The sequence below is a fragment of the Serratia sp. PAMC26656 genome (genome assembly GCF_016469055.2).
Lineage (GTDB): Bacteria > Pseudomonadota > Gammaproteobacteria > Enterobacterales > Enterobacteriaceae > Serratia > Serratia plymuthica.
This window is the reverse complement of the sequence record NZ_CP150486.1, coordinates 1836765-1846560: the sequence shown is the minus strand read 5'-3', so window position 1 is coordinate 1846560 and position 9796 is coordinate 1836765. Positions and strand designations below refer to the sequence as shown.

The window sequence follows — 9796 nt, the reverse complement described above, 5'->3', positions numbered from 1 at the left end:
GCTATTTTGGCACAGACTGGCTTAGAATGAATCTTCTTGCGGCCTGATTGTGCCCGGATGCCGTTTTTTCGCCCAAAAGGACCTGATTTTTGATGCTGTTCAACCTGAAAAAGTTCATTGGCGCCATTTTAATGCCATTACCTGCGCTGCTACTGTTGATGGGGCTGGCGCTGTTGCTGCTGTGGTTCACCCGCTGGCAAAAAAGCGGCAGAGTCATTTTATCACTGAGCTGGCTGTTTTTACTGCTTTTCAGCCTGCAACCGGTGGCCGACCGGCTGTTGCGACCGATAGAATCTGAATATGTAACCTATCGTGGCAATGACCAGGTGAATTATATCGTGGTACTGGGTGGCGGCTATACCTTTAACCCGGATTGGGCTCCCAGCTCCAACCTGATAGGTAACAGCCTGCCACGAGTGACGGAGGGCGTGCGCTTATATCTCGCGCATCCGGGGACCAAGATGGTGTTCACCGGTGCCGGCGGCGCCAATACCTTGAGCAACGCGGCAACTGCGGCGCGGGTAGCGGAAAGCCTGGGGGTGCCTCGTAGCGATATGGTGCTGTTGGATCGCCCGATGGATACCGAGCAAGAGGCGTTACAGGTGTCGAAGCTGGTCGGCCAGCAACCGTTTATTCTGGTGACCTCGGCCAACCATTTGCCGCGAGCGATGCGCTTTTTTGAAGCCAAGGGGTTGCACCCTATCCCGGCGCCGGCCAATCAGTTGGCCATCAGCTCCAGGTTAAATATTTGGGATCGCGTGGTACCTTCAGCCATGTTCCTTGGCCACAGCGAACGTGCCTGGTATGAAACGCTGGGCAGCCTGTGGCAATCGCTCAAAGGGGCAGAAGAAGCCTCTGCCGACTAGCCGGCAAGCCAGGGCAGCAGCTGTTTAGACGCATGGTCAAACAGCTGCCGATCCAGCTTGCCGGTGTGAATTAACCGCCCTGCCGCTTCCCACACGCCATACAGCCAACGCCGAACCAGGAACGACTCCGACACCGGTGCCCGCTGCAAATAATAAAACATCAGTTGGCTGGGCATCCCGGCCTCGCACAACCTGAACAGCTCATATTCACGCGGTGCCCACAGCATCATCCCAGGGTTGAGCATCGCCAGCAGTTGGTCGCTTTTGGCATCTTTCAGCATGCTACGCAATGACAGGTTGCCGTGCACCAGCACACAAGGATCGTCGAAACCGACAAAAAATGGGTCAGCGCCTCCCGCGTGCGGTACAACAAGCGGCGATCGGCCATCGTCAGCTGCGGCGAGTTGAGGTTCCCGAGCGTCGACCACAGCACCTCGACCCGCTGCTGATACCAGCAAAACCAGTCGTTTTCCTGCGTGCTGTCAACCGTGCCGACGCAGCCGTGGCTGTCGATACGGTGCCAAGCCAATACGCCATCAACGATCTGTTCCATCAGCATATTCCAGCGGTCCGGCGTGCGCGTCGGCGCCTCCACCGACACCCCCCGCAGACGCTCGATCAACAGGATCTCTTTATAGGGTGCCTGATGGGTATAGACCACGCCATACACCGTCGGCAGGCGGATATCCCCTTCACGCGCCAGCATCGACAACTTATAGGCCTCCTGCTGGGCGATACCCTGACAGACAAAGCTTTTTGCCATCAGCGGGATCGCGTGACCCTGTTGATCATACAACGAGTACATGTGTGCATAAGGCTGTTCGCTGACGCGTTCCAGTCGGCTGATGGATTCGCCCAGCACAATACTCAGTTCGGCGCGTAACTGCTCCATAAGGAAATAACCTCAAGAGAAAAAGAGGAGACGCTGACATCATCGAACGACGAGCAAAAAAAATCCTCAACGCAGATCAACAAAATGGGGATAAAGAATACGGGAAATTGTACCGCCGACACGCCAGGCGACGTGCCGGCTTTTAATGCTTAGCCCTTGATGCTGTCGCGCACGCGCTGCAGATCTTCCGGCGTATCGACACCCACGGTTGGAATGGCTTTAGCGACCCCCACATGGATTTTTTCACCGTACCACAGCACCCGCAGCTGCTCCAGCAGCTCAATTTGCTCCAGTTGGCTTGGCGCCCAGCTGACATAACGGCGTACAAACCCGGCACGATAGGCGTAAATGCCGATGTGGCGCAGCAAGCTGTCGCCGATACTTTCTTTGGATTGAGCAAAACGTTCCCGATCCCAGGGAATCGTCGCGCGTGAAAAATAGAGCGCATAACCCTGTGCATCCATCACTACTTTGACGGCATTGGGGTTAAAGGCTTCTTCCGCGCTGTCGATCGGTACCGCAAGAGTGGCCATGCCGGCCTGACTGGCTGCCAGGTTTTCTGCCACCTGACGTACGATCACCGACGGGATCATCGGTTCGTCACCCTGCACATTGACGATGATTTCGTCATCGGCAAAACCATAGTGCTCGATCACTTCCGCCAGACGTTCGGTGCCGGAATGGTGATGCGGACTGGTCATGCACACTTCGCCACCGGCGGCTTTGACCGCTTCGGCCACCTCGGGGTGATCGGTCGCTACGATAACGCGGCTGGCGCCGGACTCACGTGCACGTTCCATTACGTGCACCACCATTGGCTTACCGTGAATATCGGCCAAGGGTTTGCCCGGCAAACGGGTTGATGCGTAACGGGCTGGAATAATCGCGATAAAACTCATGCGTGTTTCTCATCCAATGACAGCGCACGCGCTTCGTTTTCCAGCAGTACGGGAATGCCATCACGCAGCGGATAGGCGAGGCCGTCCACTTTGCAGACCAGTTCTTGGTTTTCTTTATTGAAATAGAGCTTACCGCTGCAAACCGGGCAGGCAACGATTTCGAGTAAACGGTGGTCCATGCTTCCTCCTGAATGGAGATCTAAAGTGCGTGAGAATAGCATAACGCTATGCGCCAGGTTAATTACCGCTGCTTTTTAATCTGGCGCGGGGGATTGAATTGACTGCGAGGCCGGCGTAGAATTTTGTGATACAAGTCACAGAAAAGACGTTTTCCATGATCAAACGTATTCACAAAATCATCGCCCTGTTTGCCAATTTCAGCAACTAAGGCATCAATCTGATTGTAACGGGCGGCGCTGAAGATTCGTTTTACCCACGCTGACGACGCCGTTCGTTATTCCACTTCCCAGCCCTCACCCCATTCTACGGCCAGTTGCGCCGGAATATCCCCCAGCGTCACCTGTTTGGCTCCGTGCCATTTTGCACTGCGGGTAATCGCCTGCCGAAGATCCTGCGCACGTTGTTTGCCAAAGCGAACTTTGGCCTGCGGATGGAAACTGATAATTTCAAAAAAACCCTGTCGCCGATGCATTTTTGCATCGATTCGGCCAATCAACTCGCCACGTTGCAACACCGGCAGGGTAAAGTAACCGTACTGTCGCTTTTCCTTTGGCGTATAGCACTCCAGCCGGTAATCAAAATCGAACAGCTCAAGCGCACGTCGGCGATCCCAAACCACGGGGTCAAACGGAGAAAGCAAGGTGGTCACACTGGATTTTAGCGCCCCCTGCTCTGCCAACTGCAGTTCTTGCGCCAGCGAATGATGCACGTAAAAATCACCGTCCAGCCCATCAACGACCACCGGCATTATTTCGCCCTGTTGCTGTAGCGATGCCAGCAGCACTTTCGGTGCAACCCGCTTCAAACGGTAGTAATCCGCCAACCATTCAGCCCTGAAAATCCCCAGGTAACGACAAGTTCGGCTGAGCATTTCCTGCAACGCATGGTCCGCAGGTAACGCATGACGTTCATCATCCCAGTGCGGCAGTAACCTTTCTGTCAGATCGTAGACACGATGAAAATTACGCCGTTCAGACACCATCAATTTACCGGCGGTGAACAAGATTTCGAGATGCCGCTTTTCCGGCTTCCAATCCCACCAACCGCTATTCCCTCTTTTCTCGGCATTAAAATCCGCCGAACGCACCGGCCCGCTGGCTTCGATATGCAACAGCAGATCGTCCATTGCCGTTTGATGCTTTTGCACCCACTCTTCAGAATATTTCCAGCCCATACCCTGCGGTTGCAGCATGCGATGGCGCAACAGACCAAAATCTTCAATGGGTAAAAAACAGGCTTCATGCGCCCAATATTCGAATAGCTGACGGCTGGCCAGCGCCTGTTCCAGCCATTCCGGCTGATAGTCGCCCAGGCGGCTGAACAGCACCAGATAGGGGCTGCGTGCAACAACGCTGATAGTATCGATTTGCAGTAACCCCATACGTTGAATGGCGGTAACCACGTCGTCAGGTTTGGCTTTTCGTTTAATCGGGGATAACAGCCCTTGTGCGGCAAGATGAAGCGCGCGGGCGGAGGCAAGAGAAATAACCGGGGTAAGCATCCTGACATCCAAAGTCGTTAAGCGATTGCTCGATAATAGTGGATATCAGAAGATTTTTCTTCGCCAGTGCTTGGGGGTGGCGGCACCGGCACTGGCGAGGAAGGGGGTGGGTCAGAACGCGATAACGTCTGCCGCTGACAGCCCGTGGGAGCTGCGATAGATCGAGAACTCAACGTTCTGACCTTCGTTTAACGATTTATTTTTAGTATTGGCGATAGAACGACGGCTAACATAGATTTCGTCGCTACCATCTACCGGTGAAATAAAACCATAGCCTGCAGCTTGATCAAACCATTTCACACGGCCCATTTGTAACACAGTATTTTTAAACATAACTTATATCCTTTTACTTGAGCATCCTTAACAACGTTATTTTTATTATTGTTGGACGCTACCAGCCCATCCTAAAGTTTTTCGTAACAAACCTCTCGTGAGCAAAAAATTAAAAACCCGCATGATGCGGGCTTGTTGAACTTAATATCTTCCGCAATGAATCAGCGTTAACGCCTCATCATGGTTGTATTAAGATCTCTTTACGTCATTGCCTGTTTAGTTACAGAGCAACAACGTTGGCGGCAGCCGGCCCACGCGGGCTGTCCTGGATGGTATACTCAACACGCTGGCCTTCAGCCAGAGTTTTGAAACCGTCGGTCGCGATTGCAGAAAAATGTACGAATACATCTTTACCACCGTCGTTCTGCTCAATGAAACCAAAACCTTTGCTTTCGTTGAACCACTTCACCTGACCCGTTTTCTTAGACATTACACATTTACCTTTTAAATATATATACAAAACCTGCCATAAGGCAATTTAGGCCGTTTTTAGGAACATTACTTATGGGAGGTACTTAGAAGGTTCGTCTTTGAAGCGGAATCAGATGATAACGTTTTTGGAGGAACTGCTTAAATCTAAACTCGAACATAAATAGGTCTGTATCACAGGCCGACGAGCATTTACTCATAAATCTATCCTTTGCACAAGGGGTTTATTGGTCTATTTTTATCATCCCGTCGAATTTATTTTTATGTCTATGATTGTGCATAGATTAATTTCTTTATTTTTACCGAACTCACTCAAAATCATTGCCTTCCAGACGGCCGTTACTTCCGCCAGCACCCAGGCAAATGAGAGCTAACGCATAAAAATCCAATATGCTTGTCCAAGCTATAACAAAACCCAACCGAGATAGCTAAACTTGGGGTGAAAACAAGGCGGATGGCCTTTTAGCCAGCACTTTTACCGCAAAAAATACTATTTTTCAGATTATCCTGAATAAAGGAGCTATGCGCATGACCGCCCAGCAGTTCGTCTCACCGAATGAAATCCGCTCCAGGTTCTCTCACGCCATGTCAGATATGTACCAAAAAGAGGTACCTCTATATGGCGATTTACTCGAACTGGTTGCGGAAACCAACCGACAGGTCCTGCGCGAAGATGCCGCATTGGCTCATCAATTACAAATTACCGGTGAAATCGAAAGACTGGCCATGGAACGCCACGGGGCAATCCGGGTAGGTACGGCAGATGAACTGGCTACTTTGCGACGGCTGTTTAACGTCATGGGCATGTCACCGGTCGGGTATTACGACCTGGCCGTGGCCGGTGTTCCGGTTCATTCCACTGCGTTTCGCGCAGTGCATGAAGATGCGCTGCAGATCAGCCCATTCCGGGTTTTCACCTCATTATTACGGTTAGAGCTGATTGAAAGCCCGGTGTTACGTCAGTTGGCCCAGCAACTGCTGGCCCGCCGCCGCATCTTTACTGAACGCGTGCTGGAGTTGATCGTCTTGCAGGAAGTTCAGGGCGGGTTGGATGACAGCCAGGCCAGTGAATTTATCGAACAGGCGCTGGAAACTTTTCGTTGGCACAACCGGGCGACCGTCAGTGCCGCCGAATATCAACAATTGCACGATCAGCACCGTTTGATTGCCGACGTAGTGGCGTTCAAAGGCCCGCATATCAACCATTTGACGCCACGCACGCTGAATATCGACCTCGTCCAGCAAGCGATGCCTGGCCGGGGAATCACGCCTAAAGCCGTTATCGAAGGCCCGCCGCCTCGCCGTCGGCCAATTTTGCTACGCCAAACCAGCTTTAAAGCGCTGGAAGAAAGCGTGGCCTTTGTCGAACATGACGGCAGCACCGTAGGCGGACACCATACCGCGCGTTTTGGCGAAATCGAGCAACGTGGCGTAGCGCTGACCCCGAAAGGCCGGGCTTTGTATGACCGACTGTTGCAAGCCACCAACGATGCGCTGCAGGCGCCGCCAAGTGAAAATAACGCCGAGCGGTACAATCAGTTACTGGCGGAAAACTTCCAGGCGTTTCCAGATGATTATGCAACCTTGCGTGAGCAGCAACTGGCATGGTTCCGCTATTTCCCTACCGAATGCGGCCTCGCGGCCAAAGACTCGCTGGATAAACACACTACGCTGGAGCAACTGATAGCTCAGGAACATATTCGCTTTCAGCCTTTGGTGTATGAAGACTTCTTACCGGTCAGCGCAGCGGGCATTTTCCAGTCTAATCTGGGTGACAACCGGCATGCTCAGTACAATGCAGCATCGAGCCGTGCCGCTTTCGAGCAGGCTTTGGGGGCAGAGGTGATAGATGAATTGGCGCTGTACCAACAAACGCAACAGCGTTCGATAAACGCCTGCGCGCAAGCTCTGGGGCTTAACGCGCTGGCTGTTTGAGTTATTTAGTCAGCAGCGCCTCGATACTTTGCAGCAACGACTCAGCCTGATCGGGGGGAAGAACCGCATCTACCGGTAAATACCACCAGTTGGGCTGGGCAAAAATGCGGCATTTGACCGCATCTTTTTCAGTCATCAACAGCGTTTGCTCAGATGACGCCAACGCCACCAGTTGAGCATGCTGGTACTCCTGATGATCGGCGAACGCGACTTCTTTCTCGACATCCACGCCAAGCTTTTCCAGCGTGGCGAAAAAGCGTGGCGGATGGCCAATCCCGGCCATTGCCACCACGTGCGGTAACTCAGCCGCCGGCCGACGCGCACCGCTGGCGATATTGACCGCCTCACGCGCTTGCAACCGCATGGCAATTTCACCCGCCTGAGCCACGCCGCCGTTGGCAATCCGCGCATTCACGCTGTTCAGGCGCGACGCGCGTTCACGCATCGGTCCCGCCGGTAACCACCAGCCATTGCCAAAACGGCGCACGCCGTCGATCACCACCAGTTCAAAATCACGTTGCAACGCGTAATGCTGCAAACCGTCATCGGTGATGACAATATCGAGTTTCTGCTGTTGCAGCAGTGCCTGCACCGCTTCCGCACGCTTTGGCGAAATGGCTACAGGCGCACCGGTGCGTTGATAAATCAATACCGGCTCATCGCCCGCCTGCTGGGTCGTAGTGTGTTCATCCAATACCAACGGATAAGATGCCGCTTTGCCACCATAACCGCGTGATACCACACCCACCCGGTATCCGCGCTGTTGCAATTGCTCCACCAGCCAGATCACGGTTGGCGTTTTACCGTTGCCGCCGGCGGTAAGGTTTCCCACCACCACCACCGGCACCGGTGCACGCCAGCTTTTACGCAGGCCACAGCGATAACTCAGCCGAATCAAACCGCTGACCAGACCGTACAGCCAAGACAGCGGCAGCAACAGCAGGTATACCAGTGAGCTACCCGACCAAATGCGCTCGATCATTATTGGCCGAACTGCATGCGGTGAAGCTGTGCGTAGACCCCACGCTGTTCGATTAACGCAGCGTGCTCACCACGTTCAACGATGCGCCCATCTTCCACCACCAGGATTTCATCAGCCTTTTCAATGGTCGACAAGCGGTGCGCGATCACCAGTGAGGTGCGGTTTTTCTGCAGTTCGTCCAGCGCGGCCTGAATGGCGCGTTCTGATTCCGTATCCAGCGCCGAAGTTGCTTCATCAAGGATCAGAATCGGGCAATCGCGCAACAGTGCGCGCGCGATAGCGATACGCTGACGCTGTCCACCGGACAACATCACGCCGTTCTCGCCAATCACCGTATCCAGGCCATTCTCCATTTTCTCAATGAAATCCATGGCATAAGCCATGCGTGCGGCCTTCTCGATTTCTTCCCGGCCATAACGTTCTTCACGAGCGTAAGCGATATTGTTAGCGATGGTGTCGTTAAATAAATGTACGTTTTGCGATACCAGAGCTACCTGATCGCGCAGTGATGCCAAGGTATACTCGCGCAGGTCATACCCGTCCATCAGGATTTCACCTTCCTGAACGTCATAGAAACGGGTCAACAGGTTGGCAATAGTCGATTTGCCCGATCCCGAGCGGCCCACCAATGCTACGGTTCTGCCCTCTGAAATGCTCAGATTGATATCACGCAGTGCCGGCGTTTCTTTCCCTGGATAATAGAAAGTCACGTTACGGAATTCGATATCGCCTTTAGCACGCGCCACTTCGCGAGTGCCGGTATCTTTTTCCTGCTCCATATCCAAAATCGAGAACAACGTTTGGCAAGCAGCCATCCCACGCTGGAACTGGGCATTGACGTTGGTCAGCGATTTCAGTGGACGCATTAAGGCGATCATCGACGAGAACACCACGGTGATGGTACCAGCGGTCAGGGTTGCCATCACACTCGGGAAGCTCGCAGCGTACAGTACAAATGCCAGCGCTAACGAAGCAATCAACTGAATAATCGGGTCAGAGATTGAGGATGCTGAAACCAGCTTCATGCCCTGTTGGCGCATGCGGTTGCTGACCGAGTTGAAGCGCTCGGTTTCCACCTGCTGGCCGCCAAAAATCAGCACTTCCTTGTGGCCTTTCAGCATCTGCTCGGCACTGGTGGTTACCTGCCCCATGGTGTTCTGCATGCTTTTACTGATACTACGGAAGCGTTTGGAAACAATGCGGATTGCGATAGACACGATCGGTGCCAACACAATCAGGATCACCGATAACTGCCAGCTGTAGTAGAACATCATGCTGAACAACGCAATTATCGACGCGCCTTCACGCACCACGGTGACCAAAGCGCTGGAAGAGGATGAGGCCACTTGCTCAGAGTCATAGGTGATACGCGACAACAGCGTACCGGTTGACTGCTGATCGAAGAAAGATACCGGCATTCTCATCATATGGCCAAACAGCCGGCGGCGCATATGCATTACCACCATGCCGGACACCCATGAAATGCAATAGCTGGAAACGAAGCCCGTCAGGCCGCGGACCACCATCAAGCCAATGACGGCCAACGGCATCCAAAGCAAAATGCTGCTCTCGGTTTTCCCAAAACCGTCATCCAATAAAGGTTTAAGCAAGGACAACATAAAGGCATCGCTGGCCGCGTTAAGCACTAACGCAATGGCGGCCACAATCAACCCGGTCTTAAAAGGAGTGATCATCGGCCAGAGGCGACGGAAAGTCTGCCAAGTGGAGAGATCTTTATCATTCATCATGCAAATACCAGCATCGGAAGAAATAGCGGCC

General features: G+C 53.2%; 9 protein-coding genes and 1 pseudogene. 2 read left to right on the top strand and 8 right to left on the bottom strand.

What is annotated here, in order from left to right:
* Positions 1–92 precede the first annotated feature (92 nt).
* Entirely contained in the window at positions 93–866 is a 774-nt protein-coding gene (gene elyC / locus JEM67_RS09340; RefSeq protein WP_199635555.1) for an envelope biogenesis factor ElyC, read from the top strand.
* Here the strand turns inward: elyC and JEM67_RS09335 are convergent.
* The 6 genes and pseudogenes from JEM67_RS09335 to cspE all read right to left on the bottom strand — a co-directional run bounded on the left by JEM67_RS09335 (position 863) and on the right by cspE (position 5101).
* Positions 863–1758: pseudogene (locus JEM67_RS09335) on the bottom strand (YcbJ family phosphotransferase). The gene elyC and the pseudogene JEM67_RS09335 overlap by 4 nt on opposite strands.
* A gap of 149 nt (positions 1759–1907) precedes the next feature.
* A complete protein-coding gene (kdsB, locus tag JEM67_RS09330) occupies positions 1908–2657 on the bottom strand; it encodes a 3-deoxy-manno-octulosonate cytidylyltransferase (protein ID WP_013812301.1) in 750 nt (249 codons plus the stop codon).
* Positions 2654–2836, bottom strand: coding sequence for a Trm112 family protein (locus JEM67_RS09325; protein WP_199635140.1), 183 nt, complete (start codon positions 2834–2836; stop codon positions 2654–2656). The genes kdsB and JEM67_RS09325 overlap by 4 nt, the downstream gene beginning before the upstream one ends.
* A gap of 275 nt (positions 2837–3111) precedes the next feature.
* Positions 3112–4338: a winged helix-turn-helix domain-containing protein gene (locus tag JEM67_RS09320; RefSeq protein WP_199635141.1), complete on the bottom strand. Its 1227-nt coding sequence runs from the start codon at positions 4336–4338 to the stop codon at positions 3112–3114.
* A gap of 111 nt (positions 4339–4449) precedes the next feature.
* Positions 4450–4671, bottom strand: coding sequence for a cold-shock protein (locus tag JEM67_RS09315; RefSeq protein WP_006320799.1), 222 nt, complete (start codon positions 4669–4671; stop codon positions 4450–4452).
* 220 nt (positions 4672–4891) lie between these two features.
* Positions 4892–5101, bottom strand: a complete 210-nt coding sequence (cspE, locus tag JEM67_RS09310) for a transcription antiterminator/RNA stability regulator CspE (RefSeq protein ID WP_020826136.1) — start codon at positions 5099–5101, stop codon at positions 4892–4894.
* A gap of 527 nt (positions 5102–5628) precedes the next feature.
* On the opposite strand from cspE, the gene hglS reads away from it, so the two are divergent.
* Positions 5629–7035: a 2-oxoadipate dioxygenase/decarboxylase HglS gene (gene hglS / locus JEM67_RS09305; protein WP_199635142.1), complete on the top strand. Its 1407-nt coding sequence runs from the start codon at positions 5629–5631 to the stop codon at positions 7033–7035.
* 1 nt (position 7036) lies between these two features.
* Here the strand turns inward: hglS and lpxK are convergent, their stop codons facing one another.
* Both lpxK and msbA read right to left on the bottom strand, forming a co-directional pair.
* A complete protein-coding gene (gene lpxK, locus JEM67_RS09300; protein ID WP_199635143.1) occupies positions 7037–8017 on the bottom strand; it encodes a tetraacyldisaccharide 4'-kinase in 981 nt (326 codons plus the stop codon).
* Positions 8017–9765: a lipid A ABC transporter ATP-binding protein/permease MsbA gene (gene msbA, locus JEM67_RS09295; RefSeq protein ID WP_199635144.1), complete on the bottom strand. Its 1749-nt coding sequence runs from the start codon at positions 9763–9765 to the stop codon at positions 8017–8019. The genes lpxK and msbA overlap by 1 nt, the downstream gene beginning before the upstream one ends.
* Positions 9766–9796: the final 31 nt, after the last annotated feature.

Coding starts and splice junctions, on each gene's coding strand:
- elyC (WP_199635555.1), top strand. CDS start 93: ATGCTGTTCAACCTGAAAAAGTTCATTGGCGCCATTTTAATGCCATTA.
- JEM67_RS09325 (WP_199635140.1), bottom strand. CDS start 2,836: ATGGACCACCGTTTACTCGAAATCGTTGCCTGCCCGGTTTGCAGCGGT.
- hglS (WP_199635142.1), top strand. CDS start 5,629: ATGACCGCCCAGCAGTTCGTCTCACCGAATGAAATCCGCTCCAGGTTC.
- JEM67_RS09315 (WP_006320799.1), bottom strand. CDS start 4,671: ATGTTTAAAAATACTGTGTTACAAATGGGCCGTGTGAAATGGTTTGAT.
- lpxK (WP_199635143.1), bottom strand. CDS start 8,017: ATGATCGAGCGCATTTGGTCGGGTAGCTCACTGGTATACCTGCTGTTG.
- msbA (WP_199635144.1), bottom strand. CDS start 9,765: ATGATGAATGATAAAGATCTCTCCACTTGGCAGACTTTCCGTCGCCTC.
- cspE (WP_020826136.1), bottom strand. CDS start 5,101: ATGTCTAAGAAAACGGGTCAGGTGAAGTGGTTCAACGAAAGCAAAGGT.
- kdsB (WP_013812301.1), bottom strand. CDS start 2,657: ATGAGTTTTATCGCGATTATTCCAGCCCGTTACGCATCAACCCGTTTG.
- JEM67_RS09320 (WP_199635141.1), bottom strand. CDS start 4,338: ATGCTTACCCCGGTTATTTCTCTTGCCTCCGCCCGCGCGCTTCATCTT.